Here is a 16,800-nt window from a genome sequence, read left to right on the forward strand (position 1 = left end):
CCTAACGGCGCGCACAGTCCACGCCCCGAGCATCGCGGCATGGAGTCCTTCAGAGCCCGCCGAAGCCACCGCGCTCGTCCGTCCAGGACGCGCCCCCTGTTGTGCACGGCCCTTGCGGTCGTGACCGTCGTGGGCGGTACGGCCGCAGGGAGCGTGTATGCGAAGGCTCGGGCGCACTCCGGTGCGGGCCCCGTATCGTCGTCGGCCACGGCGGACGGGGAGGAATCGGTGGAACCTGTGGCTCAGCCGGCGGTGGACCACGCAGCGGTGCTGGCCAGGGCGATGCGGTCGGTGTCCGTCGAGAGCGACGCGGAGGTGTCGGTGGCGGTGCTGGACCTGGACTCGGGGGAGAGCGCCTCGTACGGGAACGGTGCCTTCGACACGGCGAGCATCGTCAAGGTCGACATCCTGGCGACGCTGCTGCTGCAGGCGCAGGACGTGGCCCGGCACCTGACGGCGAGCGAGAAGTCGTACGCCACCACGATGATCGAGGACAGCGACAACGACTCCGCGTCGGCCCTGTGGCGGATCATCGGCAAGGCGGACGGGCTCGACGCCGCGAACGAGCGTCTCGGTCTCACGGACACGGAGGGCGGCGACGGCATGCTGTGGGGGCTGACGCAGACCACGGCCGCCGATCAACTCACCCTGCTGCAGCAGGTGTTCGGGGACGACTCCCTGCTGGGTGAGGCGTCGCGGACGTATCTGCAGGGGCTGATGGGGCAGATTGCGGCCGACCAGCACTGGGGCGTGTCGGCCGCGGCCGACGGGTCCGAGTGGGCGCTGAAGAACGGCTGGCTGGCCCGCAGCACGACCGGGCTGTGGGACATCAACAGCATCGGGCGGGTGAGGGTGGACGGCCGCCGCTGTCTCGTGACGGTGCTGTCGAAGGGCAACTCGACCAAGGCGAAGGGGATTTCACTGGTCGAGACAGCGGCGAAGGCGGCGGTCGGCTCGCTCGCCGGGGCCCACTCGACCCCGACCGCCTCCGCCTCCCCCTCCGCCGCCCGATAGGGCCGGAGCGGTCGGGCGGCTAGAAGTCGTCGAAGCGTCGGCGCCGGCCGCGCCACAGGACGACCGCCGCGACGAGCAGGACCCCGCCGAGGCTGCCCGCGAGTGGGGCGGCCCAGCCGCTGGTGTCGTCATCGGACTCGGCGGCGTCGGGGCCGGAGCCGAAGTACCTGTCGCCGTACGACGCCGCCTGCAGGCCCTCCGGCTTGAGGCGGCCGGCCGCCTTGATGGCGGCGGCCGGGTCGATGAGGCCGAAGCCGCGCGAGTCGTCGCGGCCGCCGGCGGGGGCGTTGCGCGCGGTGTCCTCGAGGAGCTGCTTGATCTGGGCGGGGGTCAGCCCCGGGTGGGCGGCCTTGATGAGGGCCACCGCGCCCGAGACGAACGCCGAGGCGGCGCTGGTCCCCCACCCCTCGTAGTACTTGTGGTCGGGGTCGGCGATGACGATGTCGACGCCGGGAGCGCTGACGGTGGCGTACCAGCGGCGGGTGGAGAACGAGGCGCGGGTGCCGAAGCGGTCGACGGCGGTCGCGGCGATGACGCCCGGGTAGGCGGCCGGAAAGGAGACGTGGTCGCCTCTGCCGCCGCCGTTGCCCGCCGAGGCGACGATGGCCACGCCCTTCTTGAGGGCGTACTGGACGGCCTCGTCCTCGGCGGGCTCGGGGTGCGCGGAGGCGGAGTCGTCGCCGAGCGAGAGGTTGATGACGTCGGCCCCGTGGTCGGCGGCCCAGCGGATGCCTTCGGCGAGGGCGTTGCCACGGGAGGAGCGGGCCTTGCTGCGGGCCGAGTCGCCGTCCTCCAGGATCACGCGGACGGGGAGGACCTTGGCCTCGGGGGCGATGCCCATGATCCCCTCGTCGTCGCCGGGGCCGTGTCCGTGCCCGGCGATGATCCCGGCCATGGCGGTCCCGTGCCGGGCCCACGCCCGGTCCCCCTGCCTTGCCCCGAAGCCGATCATGTCCTTGGTGGGCAGGACGTTCCCGACGAGGTCGGGATGGTCGGCCTCGACGCCGGTGTCGAGGACGGCGACGGTGATGCCCTTGCCCTTGGTGGTCTGCCAGGCCTGCTGGGTGTGCATGGCGTCGAGGGCCCACTGCTGGGCACGTATGCCGTCGGCGTGCGCGACGCTGGCCGGGACGAGGGCGAGAGAGGCGGCGAGGAGGACGCTCACCGCTCCGGCACGGTGCCTGGCTCCGTTGCTGCTCTTCGCTCGGATACGGCGCTTCACGAGGGCTTCTCCGTGGGCGAGGTGACGTCTTTGCGCAGGGCCCGTTCGATGCGGTCGGCGAGGCCCTGGGCCTCGTTGCCGAGGCCGGCCTGGGCGGGGGCCGAAGTGGCACCGGACTGGGTGGCCTGCTCGGCGGAGAGCGGGGTGTCGACGCTGCGGCCGTCGGCCCAGCCGGAGACGGCGTAGACGACGACCGGGGCATCGGTGAGCACGGAGATGGTCCACGAGGCGCGCTGCCTGGTGCCGAAGCGGGCGGCGGCGGTGTCCTTCGCCGCGTAGGCGCGGGGCATGAGGTCGGTGCGGCTGGCGAGGCCCTCCTGCTGGAAGCGCTTGGCGAGGGCGTCCATGGATGCGGCGTCGGCGTCGGTGAACAGGAGGCCGACGGTGGTGACGAAGCTCTGCGTGGCGTCGGTGTAGGTGGCGCGGAGGAGACGTTGGCAGCCGACCGGTGCGAGGGCCTTCTTGAGCAGCGGGTCGAAGGCGTCCTTGCATCCGCTGTCGGGTGCGACGGCGACGCGCGTCCAGGTCCGGTCGGCGCCGCCGGGGCCGGCGCCGGTGCCCTCCACGGTCGGGGGGAACAAACGGTCCACGGGCACGCTGTGCCACAGACTTCCAGCCGCTGCGAACGTGTCCCGCGCGCCGCCGTCGCCCGAGTCCCCGACCAGCCAGCTCCCGGTCACGGCACCGCCGATGAGCCCGACGCCGAGCACGAGGCAGGCGGCGACCGCGGCGGTACGCGGCCGTACCCGCCGAGCGAGCGGCCGCGGCCGGGCGTGCTCGTCGTACCCCTCGGGCTCCGCGAACGACACAACGGGCCGCCCGGCCCCCAGCGTCCCACCGGGCACCGTCGGAGCACTCCAGGAGAGAGCGGGATCGGGCCCCACGCCCACACCGGGGCCCGGACGCTGTGACGCGTTGGTCGGGGTGGAGCTCGGGCGGGCGGCCGGCATGGGCGGTGCGGCCGAGTCGGGCCGCGGGCTCGTTGCCGACGGCGGGGTGGCGCCGGGGCGCCGAAGAGGAGCAGTGGCCGCCGAGCCGGACGTGGAGATGGGCGGCGTGGCCGAACCTGGCCGACGGCCGGGATCGGCGGGCGCGGAGGAGGGGCGGGCGCCCGGCATCGGCGGCACGGCGGAGTCAGTGTGCCGAACGGGATCGGCGGGGGCGGGAGTTGGCGTCCCCGGCGCTGTGGCCGAAGGGGCGGCGGCATCCGGTCTCGCCGAGGCGGCCGAACCGGCCGAACCGGGGCGGAAACCCGGACGGGACTCCGGCAGGAGTGGGGCGGTCGCACCCGGGCGACGGAGGGGGTGGGCCACCGTGGGAGTGCGGCCTGCGTCCGTCACGGCGGGCGGGACGGCCGGACGGGCAGGTGCCTCGGGCAGGGTCTCAGGGGTGATGGGCCGCAGGCGCCTGGTGGTCTCCTGGGCCGCTTCCGCGGGGGCGCTCGTGGGGCGGGGCGGCGGCGTGGGGCGGTGGCTCGGGCGTGGCGGTACGACGCCGCCCGGCGTGCTCGTACCGGCGGCGCCCCGCGCGCTCGTACCGGCCGTGGCCTGCGGACTCGTACCGGAGACGCCGTGCACGGTGGTGTCGGCGGCGGCCTGTGTGGGCGTGGCCTCGGCGGTCCGCCCGGTCGTAGCGGCGCCGTCGCTGCCTGTCTCGCCGCCGGTCGTCGGAGGGGCGTCAGGGAAACGGGCCGAGGCCCGCGGTGGGGGCGCGGGCAGCGGACCGGCGTCTCGTGCGGAGGGCACGCGGAGGTTCGGGAAGTGGGGACGCTTGTCCGGGGAGCCGGCCGGGATACCGTCCGGGTCGGCCGCGGGGCTTGGGCGGCGCGACGAGTCCGCGGTGCTGTCGGAACGCAGCCCGGATGCCGAGCCCGGTTCCGTCCGGGGCCGGCGCGTCGTGGGCTGGCTCTCCGTGGCCCGGCTCTCCGTGGCCCGGCTCCGCTCGGCCTGACCGCCTCGCGCAGACGCCGGCAGTCCGTCTCCCTCAGCTGCACCGACACCCCGAGGTACCGAACCCTCGACAGCGGCACTGTCCTGCCGGGACGACGAAACCCCGTCGGCGGCACTGCCCTGCCGGGACGACGAAACCCCGTCGGCGGCACTGTCCCGTCGGGACGACGACGCCCGGTCGGTCTCGCTGCCTCGCCAGGACGACGAACCCTTGTCGTCGGCCGCACTGTCCTGCCGGGACGACGAAACCCCGTCGGCGGCACTGTCCCGTCGGGACGACGACGCCCGGTCGGTCTCGCTGCCTCGCCAGGACGACGAACCCTTGTCGTCGGCCGCACTGCCGTCTCGAAGCGGGGAGCCTTCGTCTCCGTCACCGACGCCCCACGACGACCAACTCTCGCCGGCCCGACGGCCCTGTCGGAGCGTGGCACCCCCGTCGGAGCCACTATCGCCCTGCGACGACGAACCCACCTCCGCCTCACCACCGAACCGGGACGGCCGGCCGCCCTCGGCCCCGCCACCCGGCCGGAGCGCCGTACCTCCGCTGGAGCGATCACTGCCCCGCGACGACGAACCCACCTCCGCCTCACCACCGAACCGGGACGACCAGCCGTCGTCACCGTCACCGTCGACGGCCGGCCCGGCGGTGTCGGCCTCGGTGACCGGTCGGGACGACGAGACGCCGTCGGAGCCACTGCCCGTCCGGGGCGTCGGGGCTCCATCGGCTTCGCCGCCGCCCCATGGCCACGGCTCCCCGTCGCCTCCACGGTCGCTCCACGGCGACCAGCCCTCGTTCGGGGCCTCGCGCTCGTTGCGAGAGGGGGCGGGGGTGGGGCGGCGGGGGGCGAACGCGTTGAAGGGTTCCGAGCCGTGCCAGGGGGACCACGCGCCGCCGGACTCGGCCGTCGAGTCCGGCGTGGGGTCGGTGTCGGGCGGGGGCGCGGTGGTCTCCTGCGGCTGCCGGTCCGCCGGACCCCGGCCGACCGTCGGGGGCTGGGGCGGGCGCGGTGGGATGGAGGCGTGCTGCGCGTCCGTGCTCATGCACCCCCCGTTTCCTCGCGCCCGGGCCGACTACCTGTACGCGGGCCGTCGTCCTTGCGCTCAACCGCTCGGCGCCGGATCTGTCCGTCCCGGACACGCATACCCGTACGGATGGACCGGCATCCAGGTGCGGGATGTGCAGCCGTGGTCGTTCCGCCGTACGTGCGCGTCACTCTACGGGTTGCCCCTGCCGGAACGGGAACCAGTCCACGAGCCCGGGGCATCTGCCCGGAACGTCCCCCTACCCTGCGGTAATCCTGTCTGGCAGGCTTCGTTCATGACTGCGCGCGCCGCTGACCGAGTCCGTTACGACCGGGCCACCGCCCACCTCGACGCTCCTCTCGCCATCGTGGACCTGGACGCCTTCGACACCAACGCGGACGATCTCGTGCGCCGCGCCGGTGGCAAGCCGATCCGCGTCGCCAGCAAGTCCGTCCGCTGCCGGGCCCTGCTGGAGCGGGTGCTCGCCAAGGAGGGCTTCGCGGGCATCATGTCGTTCACCCTCGCCGAGTCCCTGTGGCTGGCGCGGAGCGGGTTCGACGACGTCCTTCTCGCCTATCCGTCCGCGGACCGCGGCGGGTTCGCGGAGCTGGCCGGTGACCCCAAGCTAGCCGCCGCCGTGACCGTCATGATCGACGATCCCGCGCAGCTCGGGTTCATCGACGCGGCACGCGCCGGCGGACGTGAAGTCATCCGCGTCTGCCTGGAGTTGGACACCTCGCTGAAGCTGTTGGGCGGGCGCGTACGCGTCGGGGCGCGACGCTCCCCGCTGCACTCCCCCGCCCAGGTCGCCGGCCTGGCCCGCGCCGTGGCACGGCGGCCCGGCTTCAAGGTCGTGGGGATCATGGCGTACGAGGGGCACATCGCGGGCGTCGGTGATTCCGTCGCCGGGCGGCCGCTGCGGTCGCGTGCCGTACGGCTCATGCAGGCCACGGCCCGCCGGGAACTCGCGGAGCGGCGCGGCGAGGTGGTGCGCGCGGTGCGGGCCGTCGTACCGGATCTGGAGTTCGTCAACGGCGGCGGCACCGGCAGTGTGCAGCACACCGCCGCGGAGGACGCCGTCACGGAGATCGGCGCGGGGTCGGGCCTGTACGTGCCGCGGCTGTTCGACAACTACACCTCGTTCAGCGGGCGTCCGGCCGCGCTGTTCGCCCAGCCCGTCGTACGGCGGCCGGGAGTCGGGGTCGTGACGGTGCTGGGCGGCGGTTACCCGGCCTCCGGCGCGCCCGGGCCCGACCGGCTCCCCGTCCCCTGCCTGCCCGAGGGGCTGCGCTACGACCCCCAGGAGGGGCCCGGCGAGGTGCAGACGCCGCTGCTCGGCTCGCCCGCCGACGACCTGCTGATCGGCGACAAGGTGTGGTTCCGGCACGCCAAGGCCGGCGAGTTGTGCGAGCGGTTCGACGTGCTGCACCTGATCGAGGGCGATGCCGTGACGGCGACCGCGCCGACGTACCGCGGGGAAGGCCACACCTTCCTGTAACCGGCCGGTCCAACGATCAGGTCGCCGGGTCAGTTCGCCGGGCCGATGCTGCTGCCGACTCCGCCGCTCGTCGATGCGTCGCCGAGCGGCCGGATGCCCTTGGCGATGCGGTCCATGTCGGCGAGCGGCGGGCCGTCCGCGCCCGCGTCGAAGACGAACCGGACGATCACCGGTGCCTCGGTGCCGACGCTGGAGGGGAAGAAGAGCGACTCGACGTAGCCGCCGGGCCCCTTGGCCGTCTTCACGCGCCAGCGCACGAAGTACCCGGCGCGGCCCGCCACCGCGATCTGACCGGACGTGATCTGCCGGTGGGACTCGATGCCGCCGAAGGGCCGCTCGCCGACGAGGTCGCGGTCGTAGGCGGCGTCGGCCGCATCCGGGATGTCCTGCTCGGCGAGTGCCTTGGGGGAGTTCTCGTCGGTGTCGGTCGCCGTACGGGAGATGACGAGGCCGTGCCGGCACACGCCGGAGTCGCCCGGGCAGCCGTAGGTACCGTCCGTGGTCATGACGACGTCGTCCTCGGCGACGTACTGCGGTCTGACCCAGCCGTCGGGCAACGGCAGCGTGATGCCGTTGAGTTGGTCGACGACGACGGCCGGGTCGTCGGCGGAGGGCGCCGAGTCGGATGCCGAGGGCGAGGGGCCGCCGGTGGCCGGCGGGGCGGAGGACCCGACGGGGTTCGGCACGGTCTGCACGTCCGCACCGCCCGCGTCGTCGTCGCGGAGGTAGACCGCTCCCGTGACGATCGCCGCGACGAGCACGACCCCGGCCGTGGTGAGCGCGACGGCCTTCGCCCGGCCGGAACCGCCGCCCCCCGACGGCAGCCGCACGGGCACGGTGGGCGTGCTCCGGTGCTCCGTCCAGGCCGTGCCGTCCCACCAGCGCTGCAGGTGGGGGGCCGACGGGTCGGGATACCAGCCGGGCGGGGGCGACATGCTCATTCCGGCACTCTAGGACGGGCGCCGACGATCAGTACACCCTTGTCCCGGCTGCCTAGAGGGGCGTGACGTACGCGCCCGCGATGCCGCCGTCCACCAGGAAGTCGGTGGCGTTGACGAAGGACGAGTCGTCGCTGGCGAGGAAGGCGACGGCGGCCGCGATCTCCTCGGCCTCGGCGAACCGGCCGACCGGGATGTGGACCAGACGGCGGGCGGCCCGCTCCGGGTCCTTGGCGAACAGCTCCTGCAGCAGCGGGGTGTTGACCGGGCCCGGGCACAGCGCGTTCACGCGGATGCCCTCGCGGGCGAACTGCACGCCCAGTTCGCGGGACATGGCGAGGACGCCGCCCTTGGAGGCCGTGTAGGAGATCTGGGAGGTCGCCGCGCCCATCCTCGCGACGAAGGAGGCCGTGTTGATGATGGAACCCCTGCCCTGCCGGCGCATGTAGGGAATCGCGGCCTTGCAGCACAGGTAGACGGAGGTCAGGTTGACCTCCTGGACCCGCTTCCAGGCCTCCAGGCCGGTCTCCAGGATGGAGTCGTCGTCGGGCGGCGAGATACCCGCGTTGTTGAAGGCGATGTCGACGCTGCCGTAGGTGTCGTACGCCGTCTTGAAGAGGGCCTCGACCTGCTCGGCGTCGGTGACGTCGACCTTCACGAACGTTCCGCCGACCTCGTCGGCGGCGGCCTTGCCGCGGACCTCGTCGACGTCGCCGCAGACGACGTGCGCGCCCTCGGAGGCGAGCCGGCGTGCGGTGGCGAGGCCGATGCCGCTGCCGGCTCCGGTGATGACGGCGGTGCGGCCGACGAGCCGCCGGCACATGTTCTCTGTGGACGATGCGGTCACTGTGCGGGGCCCTCCGTGCTGATGAAGACGTTCTTGGTTTCGGTGAAGGCGGCCAGGGCGTCCGGGCCGAGCTCACGGCCGAGCCCGGACTGCTTGAAGCCGCCGAAGGGGGTCCAGTAGCGGACGCTGGAGTGGGAGTTGACGGAGAGGTTGCCGGCCCGGACACCCTGCGAGACGCGCAGGGCACGGCCGACGTCGCGGGTCCAGATGGAGCCGGAGAGGCCGTACGGCGTCTCGTTGGCGAGGCGGATCGCGTCCTGCTCGTCGGTGAAGGGGAGCAGGACGGCGACGGGGCCGAAGATCTCCTCGCGGGCCGCGGCGGATTCGGGCCGCTCGCCCGTGAGGACGGTCGGCGGGAACCAGAAGCCGGGGCCGTCGGGGGCGGTGCCCCGCAGGGCCTGGGCGCCGTCGGGAACGAACGACCGTACGCGGTCCAGCTGCCGGCGGCTGATCAGCGGGCCCATCTGGGTCTTCTCGTCGGCCGGGTCGCCCACCACCACGGCGGACAGCGTGTCGGCGAGCAGTTCGCGGACCTCGTCGTAGACCGGCTCCTGGACCAGGATCCGGGTGCGGGCGCAGCAGTCCTGGCCGGAGTTGTCCAGGAACGAGAAGGGGTCTACGGCGGTCTTGAGGTCGGCGTCGGCGAAGACGATGTTGGGGCTCTTGCCGCCGAGTTCGAGGGTGACGCGCTTGAGGAGCGCCGACCCCTTCGCCAGTACCTGCTTGCCCACGGCCGTCGATCCGGTGAAGACGATCTTCGCCACGCCCGGGTGTTCGACCAGGGCGTTGCCCGTGACGGGCCCGTGCCCGGGCAGCACCTGGAACAGGCCCTCGGGAAGGCCTGCCTCCAGGGCGAGTTCGGCGAGGCGCAGAGCGGTCAGCGGGGTCGTCTCGGCGGGCTTGAGGAGGACGGCGTTGCCGGCCGCGAGCGCGGGAGCGGTGCCCCAGGCGGCGATCGGCATGGGGAAGTTCCACGGCGCGATGACGCCTACGACGCCCAGCGGCTCCAGGACCGTCACGTTCAGGCCGCCCGCGACCGGGATCTGATGGCCCGTCAGGCGCTCCACTCCCCCGGCCGCGTAGTCGAGCAGGTCGCGGACGTTGCCCGCCTCCCAGCGGGCGTTGCCGATGATGTGGCCCGCCTCCCGGACCTCCAGCCCGGCGAGTTCTTCGAGGTGTTCGTCGACGGCGACCGCGAACCGGCGCAGCAGCCGGGCCCGGTCGGCGGGCGGGAGTGCGGCCCACCGTGCCTGCGCGCCGGTGGCTCGTACGACCGCCGCGTCCACGTCGGCCGCGGTGGCGCCCGGGACGGTGGCGACGACCTCCTCGGTCGCGGGGTTCAGTACTTCGAGTGCGTACTCGGCAGACAAGAAGGGCCTCACATGCGTTCGAAGGAGCGGCGCAGCTCCCAGTCGGTGACCGCGGCGTCGAAGGCGTCGAGCTCGACGCGCGCCATGTTGCTGTAGTGCGCGACGACCTCGTCGCCGAAGGCGGCCTTGGCGATCGGGCTGTTCTCCCAGAGCTCGGCGGCCTCACGCAGGGTCGTCGGGACGTGCTCGTACTCGGCCGTGTACGCGTTCCCCGCACAGGCCTCGGGCAGCTCCAGCTTCTGCTCGATGCCGTACAGGCCCGCCGCCACCAGCCCGGCCACCGCCAGGTGCGGGTTGACGTCGCCGCCGGGCAGCCGGTTCTCGAAGCGCATGGAGCGGCCGTGGCCGACGACCCGCAGGGCGCAGGTGCGGTTGTCGTGGCCCCAGGCGACGGCGGTCGGGGCGAAGGAGCCCGGCTGGAACCGCTTGTAGGAGTTGATGTTGGGGGCGTAGAGCAGTGAGAAGTCCCGCAGGGCGGCGAGCTGTCCGGCGAGGAAGTACCGCATGACGTCCGACATGCCGCCGGGGTCGTCGGAGGATCCCGCCATGGCGTTGTTGCCGGCCGCGTCCGCGAGGGAGAGGTGGATGTGGCAGGAGTTGCCCTCGCGCTCGTTGTACTTGGCCATGAAGGTGATGGACACGCCCTCCTGGGCGGCGATCTCCTTGGTGCCGGTCTTGTAGATCGCGTGCTGGTCGCAGGTGACCAGGGCGTCGTCGTAGCGGAAGACGATCTCGTGCTGGCCGGGGTTGCACTCGCCCTTGGCCGACTCGACGGTCAGACCCGCGCGCGCCATGTCGTTGCGGATACGGCGGAGCAGGGGCTCGATCCGCCCGGTGCCGAGCACCGAGTAGTCGATGTTGTACTGGTTCGCCGGCGTGAGCCCGCGGTAATCGGCGTCCCAGGCCTGCTCGTAGGTGTCCTTGAAGACGATGAACTCCAGCTCGGTGCCGACCTGGGCGGTGAAGCCGTGCTCGGCGAGGCGGTCCAGCTGGCGGCGCAGGATCTGCCGCGGGGCGGCGACCACGGGTGATCCGTCGTTCCAGGCGAGGTCAGCGATGAGCATGGCCGTACCCGCGTTCCAGGGCACGCGGCGCAGGGTGCTGAGGTCGGGGTGCATGGCGAAGTCGCCGTAGCCCCGGTCCCAGGAGGACATGGCGTATCCGTCGACCGTGTTCATCTCGGTGTCGACGGCGAGGAGGTAGTTGCAGCCCTCGGTGCCGTGGTGCAGGACCTCGTCGAGGAAGAAGCGTGCGGCGAACCGCTTGCCCTGGAGGCGCCCTTGCATGTCGGGGAATGCCAGGACGACAGTGTCGATCTCACCGCTCGCGACGAGGGCATGCAGCTCCTCGACGCCGAGCGGGGGTGTGCGGTCTGCCACGGGAAAGCCTCCTTCGGCTTCTTTGGTCAGCCGGAAGCCATAAGGTATTGCCGAGAACCATTGCTTGGGAAGGGGGTGCGGCGGGATGTCGCTGGATCCTGACGGCAGTTTGGAGGACCGGCTGACACCTGTGCTGCGGCCGGTACGGGCGGGCAACGGCTTCGAGGAGGCGCTGGAGCAGATCCTGCAGGTCGTCCGGCTGGGCCTGGTGCCGGGGGGCGAACGGCTGCCGGCCGAGCGGGAGCTGGCCGAGCGGCTCGGGATCAGCCGGGTGACGCTGCGCGAGGTGCTCAAGGTGCTGCAGGACCAGGGTCTGGTGGAGTCGCGGCGCGGGCGGTACGGAGGGACGTTCGTGCTGCCGAGGCCGGACGCGGGGGGCGAGGACGAGCTGCGGCGCCGGGTCGCCGAGGGCGACATCGAGGACGTGCTGCGCTTCCGTGAGGTGCTGGAGGTGGGCGCGGCGGGCCTGTGCGCGGCGCACGGCCTCACGGACGAGCAGGCGGACCGGCTGCGCGAGGCGCTGGACCGCACGGGCGACGCTCCGCTCGCCGAGTACCGCCGACTGGACACGCTGCTCCACCTCACCCTCGCGGAACTGTGCGGATCGCCGACGCTGACCGCGCAGTACGCGGCGGTGCGGGCGACGGTGAACGACCTGCTCGACTGCATCCCCCTCCTGGTGCGCAACCTGGAGCACTCGCAGCGGCAGCACGTCGCCCTGGTGGAGGCGGTCCTGGACGGGGACGCGGACGGAGCGCGGGAGATGATGCGGGAGCACTGCGCCGGGACCGCCGCACTGCTCAGGGGGTTTTTGGCGTGACCTTGCCCTGGGGGGTCACGTCGGCAAAGGTATGGGCGGGATCCATTGCCTCGGGCAGGAGGACGTATGACGGACAGGCCGCTGATCGGTGTCAGTACGTACCTGGAGTCCGGCGCGCGCTGGGGCGTGTGGGAGCTGGAGGCGGCGCTGCTGCCGGCCGGCTATCCGCGGCTCGTGCAGCGGGCGGGCGGACTGGCCGCGATGCTGCCGCCGGACGACCCGGAGCGGGCGGCGGCGACCGTCGCCCGGCTCGACGGGCTGGTGATCGCGGGCGGTCCGGACGTGGAGCCGGGCCGCTACGGCGCCGAGCCGCACCCCAGGACCGGCCCTGCGGCCCGTGCCCGGGACGCCTGGGAGCTGGCACTGATCGAGGCGGCGCTGGACGCGCGCGTCCCCCTGCTGGGCATCTGCCGGGGCATGCAGCTCCTGAACGTCGCCCTCGGCGGCACCCTCGTCCAGCACCTCGACGGCCACGCCGAGGTCGTCGGCGTCTTCGGCCGGCACCCCGTAAAGCCGGTGCCGGGGACGCTGTACGCCGAGGCCGTCCCCGAGGAGACGGCGGTGCCCGCTTACCATCACCAGGCCGTCGACCGCCTCGGCACGGGCCTGGTCGCGACGGCATACGCGCAGGACGGGACGGTGGAGGCGCTGGAACTGCCGTCCGCGGAGAGCTGGGTGCTCGGGGTGCAGTGGCATCCGGAGATGGGCGAGGACCTGCGCGTCATGCAGGCACTGGTGCGAGCCGCTTCCTAGCGGGGCGCACAGGTACGAGCCGCTTCCCAGCGGGGCGCACTGGTGCAAGCCGCTTCCCAGCCGGGCAGGCAACCGCCGGACGAGCTGAAAGACGTCCTACCCCCGCGTCAACGACAACAGCTCCCGTGCCGGCCCCACCGGCCGATGCCCCGTCGGCCACACGGCTCGCAGGTCCCGGGCCAGGGCCACCCCCTCCACCGGCACCCGCACCAGTCGCCGCATCGCCAGCTCCTCCCCCACCGCCAGTTCGCTCAGGACCGCCGGACCCGCCCCACTGACCACCGCCGCCTTCACCGCCGTCGTCGACGACAGCTCGATCAGGGGGCGCGCCAGGCCGCCCAGCGCCGCGTCCAGGACCTGCCGGGTTCCCGAACCCTTCTCGCGAAGGATCAGCGGTGTCGCCGCGAGTTCCGAGGCCTCCAGTGGACGTCGGCGGCGGGCCCACGGATGCCCCGGGGCCGTCACCACGATCAGGCGGTCGTGGGCGATGACCGCGGAGTCCAGACCGGGCGCGACGCTCACGCCCTCCACGAAGCCCAGGTCCGCCTCGCCGGACAGCAGCCGCTCCGCCACCACCGCCGAGTTGCCCGCGAGCAGGGACACCGCCGTGTCGGGGCGCTGGGCGCGCAGCGCGAGCAGCCAGCCGGGGAGCAGGTACTCGGCGATCGTCATGCTCGCCGCCACCCGCAGCCGGGAGTCGCGCCGGTCCCGCAGTGCCTGCGCCCCGGCGTCGAAGGCCTCGGCCGCCTCCACGATCCGCCGCGCCCAGTCCGTGACCAGCGCCCCGGCGTCCGTGAGACGGGAGCCACGCGGTGAACGGTCGACGAGCGCCACCCCCAACTGGCGCTCCATCGACCGGATCCGGCTGCTGGCCGCCGGCTGGGTGATGCCCACCTCCCGCGCCGCCCCGCCCAGACTGCCGAGCCGCGCCACCGCAAGGAGCAGCTCCAGCGCCCCGAGATCCGGCACCCGATGCGCCAGCGGACCCCCACCGCCGTGACCGGTACCGGCACCAGGACCGGCACCGGGCCCGGGCCGGGGGGTGCCCTGGCCGATTGCCTCCGTCTCCGCCTTCGACTCTGCCTCGCTCATAACTCCAGCTTATGCCCTCATAGAGACGTACTCCCTGGTCGCGGAGGTCCGGCGGCGAGACCGTGAAGGCATGGTCACCGCAGCCCAGCCCCTTGCGCGTGTCACCGCACGCGTTCCGCGCGCCGCCGCCGTCCGTCACCTCGGACCCAACTGGTACGCGTCCGTCATGGGCACCGCCATCGTCGGCACCGCAGGCGCGGCACTCCCCCTGCACGTCCCCGGCCTGCGCACCGTCTGCACGGCCGCCTGGGCGCTCTCCCTCGGCCTGCTCGTCGTGCTGCTCGCCGCCCGCGCCGTGCACTGGACGCACCATCGCGACCAGGCCCGCGCCCACCTCCTCGACCCGGCCACGGCTCCGTTCTACGGGTGTCTGTCCATGGCCCTGCTCGCCGTCGGCGGCGGCGCCGTCGGCGTCGGCCGGGACTGGATCGGGCCGCACAGCGCGCTCGTTCTCGACGCCGTGCTGTTCACCGCCGGGACGCTGGTGGGGCTCGCGGCCGCCGTCGCGGTGCCGTACCTCATGGCCGTACGGCACAGGGTCGCACCGGAGCAGGCCACGCCCGTGTGGCTGCTGCCCGTCGTGGCGCCCATGGTCTCCGCGGCGCTCGGGCCGCTCCTCGTGCCGCACCTGCCGCCGGGGCAGCCCCGAGCGACCCTTCTGCTGGCCTGCTTCGCGATGTTCGGGCTCAGCCTCCTCGCGACTCTGCTGATGCTGCCCGTGGTCTTCGCCCGGCTGATCACGGGCGGGCCGCTGCCCCTCGCCCTGACCCCGACGCTGTTCCTGGTGCTCGGCCCGCTCGGCCAGTCCACCACCGCGGTCGGCAAGTTCGCGGACTTCGCCCCCGGTGTCGTACCGGCGCCGTACAGCGAGGGATTCGTCGTCCTCGCCGTGCTGTACGGCGTGCCCGTCATGGGCTTCGCGCTGCTGTGGCTGGTGTTCGCCACCGCCCACGTGCTGCGGGCGCGCCGGCACGGCATGGGCTTCGCGATGACGTGGTGGGCGTTCACCTTCCCCGTCGGGACGTGTGTCACGGGTGCCGAGGCGCTCGCCCGGCACACCGGGCTCGTCGTGTACGACTGGCTCACGGTCGGGCTGTACGTCCTGCTCGTCGCCGCCTGGGGCGCCGCCGCCCTGCACACGGCCCGCGGTCTGCTCAGCGGAGCGCTGCTCGCAGCGCCTCGCCCAGCTCTTGCGGCGCCTCGGCCAGCGACGGCCCGTACCAGGTCAGGTGACGTCCGCTGACGAGAGCGCAGGGCAGGCCCGAGAAGGCCTCCGGGCCGTCGTCGGCCGTGAAGCGGTAGGGCTCGTCGGGCAGGACGACCACGTCCGGGGCAGCCGCCCGCAGTGCGTCGACCGGGACCCGGGGGTAGCGGTCGGGGTGGGTCGCGTGGAGGTGGTCCACGCCCAGGCGGGACAGCACGTCGCCGGCGAAGGTGTCGCGGCCGAGCACCATCCAGGGCCGCCGCCAGATCGGCACCACGGCCGTCGTACGGCGCTCGGGGGGCGGCAGGTCCGACCAGGCCGTCTCCGCCTCGTCCAGCCAGCGCGGCCGGGACGCCGCCCCGCACGCCCCGAGCACCCGGGCCAGTTCCCCGAACGCCTGCGGCACGTTCCGTACCTCGGTGACGAGGACCTCGACGCCCGCCTCACGCAGGGCCGTCAGGTCGGGTTCGCGGTTCTCCTCCTCGTTGGCGACCACCAGATCGGGAGCGAGGGCGAGGATCTCGTCGAGCTTGGGGTTCTTGGTGCCGCCGATGCGGGGGACGTCGAGGTCCGCGGGGTGGCTGCACCAGTCCGTCACCCCGACCAGGACGCCCGGCACCGAGACGGCCACCGCTTCCGTGAGCGACGGGACGAGGGAGACGACGCGCGTGCGCACTACCGCGTCCGGTTCTGGACCGCCTCGACGTGTTCGGCCACCGCGACGACGACCACGCGCGTGTCCGACACCGTCGCCCGCCACCGGTGGCGCACACCGCCCGTCAGGTACAGGGTGTCCCCGCGGCCGAGCCGGTAGGCGCGCCCTTCCGCCTCGATCTCCACCGCTCCGTCGGCGACGTACATCAACTGGTCGTTGCGGTACTGGAATTCGCGGCCCGCGTCATGGTCGCCGGTGAACTCCGAGGCGTGCATCTGGTGATGACCCCGCACCAGGGAACGCACCCGCGGCTCGGGGGCCGGTTCGGCCGCCTCCGCCCGCACCACGTCCACACTGCACGCCGGGTCGGCCGCCGCGAGGAGTTCCACGGCTGTCGTACGCAGGGCGTCGGCGACCTTTTCGAGGGACGTTCTGCTGGGCCGCGCCCGGTCGTTCTCGATCTGGCTCAGGAACGGGACCGACAGGCCGCTGCGCTCGGCCACGACGGCGAGGGTGAGCTGCAGCGCCCGGCGCCGGCGGCGCACCGCCGCGCCCACTCGCAGGGGCTGATCCTTGTGGTCGTCTTTGTGGTCGCCCATCGCTCCGGCTCCCTCCCTCGCTCGTGGTCGCGGTCCGTCGGACGAGTTCTCTCTGATGAGTTCTCTGCACCTTACGCAGGTTCGGCAAACTGTTTCATGCGCCCGTCACATCCCCGTAAACACCGCGTGCGGTCAATTCGCCAACTGTCGCGAGTGGTTGGCCTCTTCCGACTCGCGGGGCGCGGATTCCTCCTTCGGGACGAAGACGCTGACCAGGAGGACCAAAAGGCCGTCCGCAGCCACGACGGGGCCTGCGGGGGCGCGGCCCCCCGGGCACGCGTACCGGTGGCCGGCCGCCCCGCCCGGTGCGGGAATCGCAGGCGTGCGGGCACCCGCTGCCACGGGCCCCGCGGCATCGCCGTTCCTCGCTCCGCGCGACTTCCCGCTCTTACTTTCAATGCGCCTGCGGTCCCCTGTGTTCCCCTGCGTTCCCGCCC

General features: G+C 73.3%; 15 protein-coding genes. 6 read left to right on the forward strand and 9 right to left on the reverse strand.

What is annotated here, in order from left to right:
* The first annotated feature begins 39 nt into the window (after nt 1-39).
* Nucleotides 40-1,014 carry a serine hydrolase gene (locus tag OOK07_RS07835; RefSeq protein WP_266795669.1) on the forward strand — a complete coding sequence of 325 codons (975 nt, stop codon included), beginning with the start codon at nt 40-42 and terminating at the stop codon, nt 1,012-1,014.
* 19 nt (nt 1,015-1,033) lie between these two features.
* Here OOK07_RS07835 and mycP read toward each other — a convergent pair whose 3' ends face one another.
* Both mycP and OOK07_RS07845 read right to left on the reverse strand, forming a co-directional pair.
* Nucleotides 1,034-2,236 carry a type VII secretion-associated serine protease mycosin gene (gene mycP / locus OOK07_RS07840; RefSeq protein ID WP_266795670.1) on the reverse strand — a complete coding sequence of 401 codons (1,203 nt, stop codon included), beginning with the start codon at nt 2,234-2,236 and terminating at the stop codon, nt 1,034-1,036.
* Nucleotides 2,233-3,081, reverse strand: a complete 849-nt coding sequence (locus OOK07_RS07845; RefSeq protein ID WP_266795672.1) for a hypothetical protein — start codon at nt 3,079-3,081, stop codon at nt 2,233-2,235. Before OOK07_RS07845 ends, mycP begins: the two co-directional genes overlap by 4 nt.
* A gap of 544 nt (nt 3,082-3,625) precedes the next feature.
* On the opposite strand from OOK07_RS07845, the gene OOK07_RS07850 reads away from it, so the two are divergent.
* Together OOK07_RS07850 and OOK07_RS07855 are read left to right on the forward strand one after the other, a co-directional pair.
* The gene (locus tag OOK07_RS07850; RefSeq protein ID WP_266795673.1) at nt 3,626-4,186 is read left to right on the forward strand and encodes a hypothetical protein; all 561 of its coding nucleotides are present in this window, start codon (nt 3,626-3,628) and stop codon (nt 4,184-4,186) included.
* Between the two features lie 1,317 nt (nt 4,187-5,503).
* Nucleotides 5,504-6,706, forward strand: coding sequence for an amino acid deaminase/aldolase (locus OOK07_RS07855; protein WP_266678216.1), 1,203 nt, complete (start codon nt 5,504-5,506; stop codon nt 6,704-6,706).
* A 29-nt stretch (nt 6,707-6,735) separates the two neighbouring features.
* Here the strand turns inward: OOK07_RS07855 and OOK07_RS07860 are convergent, their stop codons facing one another.
* The 4 genes from OOK07_RS07860 to OOK07_RS07875 are packed head-to-tail and all read right to left on the reverse strand — an operon-like array spanning nt 6,736 to nt 11,240.
* Complete coding sequence (locus OOK07_RS07860; protein ID WP_266801913.1) at nt 6,736-7,641, reverse strand: DUF2510 domain-containing protein; 906 nt, start codon at nt 7,639-7,641, stop codon at nt 6,736-6,738.
* Between the two features lie 58 nt (nt 7,642-7,699).
* Nucleotides 7,700-8,467: a 3-oxoacyl-ACP reductase gene (locus tag OOK07_RS07865; protein ID WP_266683396.1), complete on the reverse strand. Its 768-nt coding sequence runs from the start codon at nt 8,465-8,467 to the stop codon at nt 7,700-7,702.
* A 20-nt stretch (nt 8,468-8,487) separates the two neighbouring features.
* Nucleotides 8,488-9,861: an aldehyde dehydrogenase family protein gene (locus OOK07_RS07870; protein WP_266795675.1), complete on the reverse strand. Its 1,374-nt coding sequence runs from the start codon at nt 9,859-9,861 to the stop codon at nt 8,488-8,490.
* 8 nt (nt 9,862-9,869) lie between these two features.
* A complete protein-coding gene (locus tag OOK07_RS07875; RefSeq protein WP_266795676.1) occupies nt 9,870-11,240 on the reverse strand; it encodes a glutamine synthetase family protein in 1,371 nt (456 codons plus the stop codon).
* Nucleotides 11,241-11,325: 85 nt separating this feature from the next.
* On the opposite strand from OOK07_RS07875, the gene OOK07_RS07880 reads away from it, so the two are divergent.
* Nucleotides 11,326-12,060, forward strand: coding sequence for a FadR/GntR family transcriptional regulator (locus OOK07_RS07880; RefSeq protein ID WP_266678222.1), 735 nt, complete (start codon nt 11,326-11,328; stop codon nt 12,058-12,060).
* Between the two features lie 66 nt (nt 12,061-12,126).
* Nucleotides 12,127-12,813: a gamma-glutamyl-gamma-aminobutyrate hydrolase family protein gene (locus OOK07_RS07885; RefSeq protein WP_266795678.1), complete on the forward strand. Its 687-nt coding sequence runs from the start codon at nt 12,127-12,129 to the stop codon at nt 12,811-12,813.
* Between the two features lie 96 nt (nt 12,814-12,909).
* Here OOK07_RS07885 and OOK07_RS07890 read toward each other — a convergent pair whose 3' ends face one another.
* Nucleotides 12,910-13,905 carry a LysR family transcriptional regulator gene (locus OOK07_RS07890; protein ID WP_266795680.1) on the reverse strand — a complete coding sequence of 332 codons (996 nt, stop codon included), beginning with the start codon at nt 13,903-13,905 and terminating at the stop codon, nt 12,910-12,912.
* A gap of 70 nt (nt 13,906-13,975) precedes the next feature.
* On the opposite strand from OOK07_RS07890, the gene OOK07_RS07895 reads away from it, so the two are divergent.
* On the forward strand, nt 13,976-15,148 hold the full coding sequence (locus tag OOK07_RS07895) for a TDT family transporter (RefSeq protein WP_266795681.1): 1,173 nt from the start codon (nt 13,976-13,978) through the stop codon (nt 15,146-15,148).
* Here the strand turns inward: OOK07_RS07895 and OOK07_RS07900 are convergent.
* On the reverse strand, nt 15,060-15,785 hold the full coding sequence (locus tag OOK07_RS07900) for a helical backbone metal receptor (RefSeq protein WP_266678230.1): 726 nt from the start codon (nt 15,783-15,785) through the stop codon (nt 15,060-15,062). The genes OOK07_RS07895 and OOK07_RS07900 overlap by 89 nt on opposite strands.
* Nucleotides 15,785-16,363, reverse strand: coding sequence for a helix-turn-helix domain-containing protein (locus tag OOK07_RS07905; RefSeq protein WP_266511049.1), 579 nt, complete (start codon nt 16,361-16,363; stop codon nt 15,785-15,787). Before OOK07_RS07905 ends, OOK07_RS07900 begins: the two co-directional genes overlap by 1 nt.
* Nucleotides 16,364-16,800 lie beyond the last annotated feature (437 nt).

The sequence above is a fragment of the Streptomyces sp. NBC_00078 genome (assembly GCF_026343335.1).
Classification (GTDB): Bacteria; Actinomycetota; Actinomycetes; order Streptomycetales; family Streptomycetaceae; genus Streptomyces.